This window comes from Mycobacterium sp. TH-M11, assembly GCF_057473725.1.
Map to the genome: position 1 here is coordinate 1 of NZ_JBYCLD010000052.1, position 2,076 is coordinate 2,076.

Consider the following 2,076-nt stretch of genomic DNA (forward strand, 5'->3'; position numbering starts at 1 on the left):
CCATCGGGCGCTGGACGCCGGGCACCGAACGGCGCACCTCGACAATGGGATTGACCGCGCTGGTGACGACGCAGCTGGCGCAGACGCTGCTCACCCGCCGGCACAGCCCGCTCGTCGTGGCGACGGCGCTGGGCAGCTCGGCGGTGCTGGTGGCCATCGTGCAGACGCCTGGCGTCAGCCATTTCTTCGGCTGCACCCCGCTCGGGCCGGTCGCCTGGACCGGTGTCGCCGGAGCCACCGCGGCGGCCACCGGGCTGTCGATTCTGGCGCCCAACTTCTTGGCCAGAACCGCCGGAATGGTCCAGCCCGAACTGGCGGAGGCCACGGCTGGCAGCCAATCGGACAACAAATTCGCGTTTTCGCCTGCCTGAGGACGGCACTCCCAGCAAGATCGACACGGAGGTGTGTCGCTAAGTGGTCTGGCTCGTAAGTTGGTCGGGGGCGCGGAGTTGCCTTCCCGCGTCGAGATCGACGTTTTGGCGGCCTGCTACTCGAACTTTGCCGCCAAAACGTCGATCTCGCTGCGCAAAGGCGGTCATGGCGCACCCCCGCGAACTTACGAGGAAGACCACTGAGAGCAAAGGGAAGTCCGATGGCCGAGACGAGTGCTAACCCAAACCGAGCGTCCAACCTGGCGCAGCTGTTCTTGCAGCGCGTCGAGAAGTCCGGCGACCACGAGGCGTTTCGCTTCCCCGAGAACGGCGGCTGGACCTCGGTCACCTGGAAGCAGGCTGCCGAACGGGTCGAGGCGCTGGCGGCCGGGCTGCTGTCGCTCGGCGTCGAGCCCGAAGACCGGGTCGGCATCGCCTCGGCCACCCGCCTGGAGTGGATCCTCGCCGATCTGGCGATCCTGTGCGCCGGCGCCGCGACCACGACCGTCTACCCCAGCACCAACGCCGAGGACACCGCCTACATCCTGGCCGACTCCGGTTCGAAGATCGTCTTCGCCGAAGACCACACCCAACTGGCGAAGCTCACCGAGCGGCGCGGCGATCTGCCCAACCTGACCAAGGTCGTGCTGATCGAGGGGACCTCCGCAGACCCCTGGGTGATCACCCTCGACGACCTTGCCGACCAGGGCGCGAAATACCTTGCCGAGCATGCCAATTGTGTGCAGAAAGTCGCCGACGAGATCCAATCCGAGCAGCTGGCCACGCTGATCTACACCTCCGGAACCACCGGCAGGCCCAAGGGCGTCCGGCTGCCGCACAAGTCCTGGGTCTATACCGGCAACGTGATCTCCGGCATGGGTCTGCTCGACGAGAACGATCTGCAACTGCTGTGGCTGCCGCTGGCCCACGCCTTCGGCAAGGTGCTGATCGCCGCCCAGGTGGCGTGCGGGTTTGCCACCGCGATCGACGGTCGCGTCGACAAGATCGTGGAGAACTGCGGCGTGGTCAAGCCGACCTTCATGGGTGCAGCGCCGCGCATCTTCGAGAAGGCCTACAACAAGATCATCACCCAGCAAAAGGGCGCCAAGGCGATGCTGTTCGGGCAGGCGTTCGCGGTGGGCAAGGAGGTGGCGCGCCGCCGCCGTGAGGGCACGTCCGTCGGGCCGCATCTGGCGTTGCAGCAGAAGCTGTTCGACCGGCTGGTGTTCGCGAAAATCCGCGACGTGTTCGGCGGGCGCATCCGCTTCTTCATCTCCGGCTCGGCGCCGCTGAACCGCGACGTCGCAGAATGGTTCGAGGCCGCCGGCGTGCTGGTCCTGGAGGGCTACGGGCTCACCGAGTCGTCCGGCGCGGGCTTCATCAACCGCCCGGACAACTACAAGCTGGGCAGCGTCGGTCTCCCTTTCGAGGGCACCGAGGTGCGCATCAGCGACGCCGGCGAGGTGCAGTTCCGCAGCGACTGCGTGATGGCCGGATACCACCACCTCGACGACGCCACCGCCGCCACGCTCAAAGATGGCTGGCTGTCCACCGGGGACCAGGGCAAGCTCGACGAGGACGGCTTCCTGTCGATCACCGGCCGAATCAAGGAACTGTTCAAGCTGTCCAACGGCAAGTACGTGGCGCCGCCGGCGATCGAGGCGCGCTTCGCCACGCTGTGCCCGTACGCCAGCCAGTTCATGGT

General features: G+C 66.8%; 2 protein-coding genes. Both read left to right on the forward strand.

Translation table 11 applies throughout. From position 1 onward, the window contains the following. A partial coding sequence (locus AC2VOG_RS02035) for a cation transporting ATPase C-terminal domain-containing protein (RefSeq protein WP_486938248.1) occupies positions 1–371 on the forward strand: 371 nt, incomplete at its 5' end. 221 nt (positions 372–592) lie between these two features. Then, positions 593–2,076, forward strand: a 1,484-nt coding sequence (locus tag AC2VOG_RS02040) for an AMP-dependent synthetase/ligase (RefSeq protein WP_486938249.1), incomplete at its 3' end; no start/stop codon positions are given.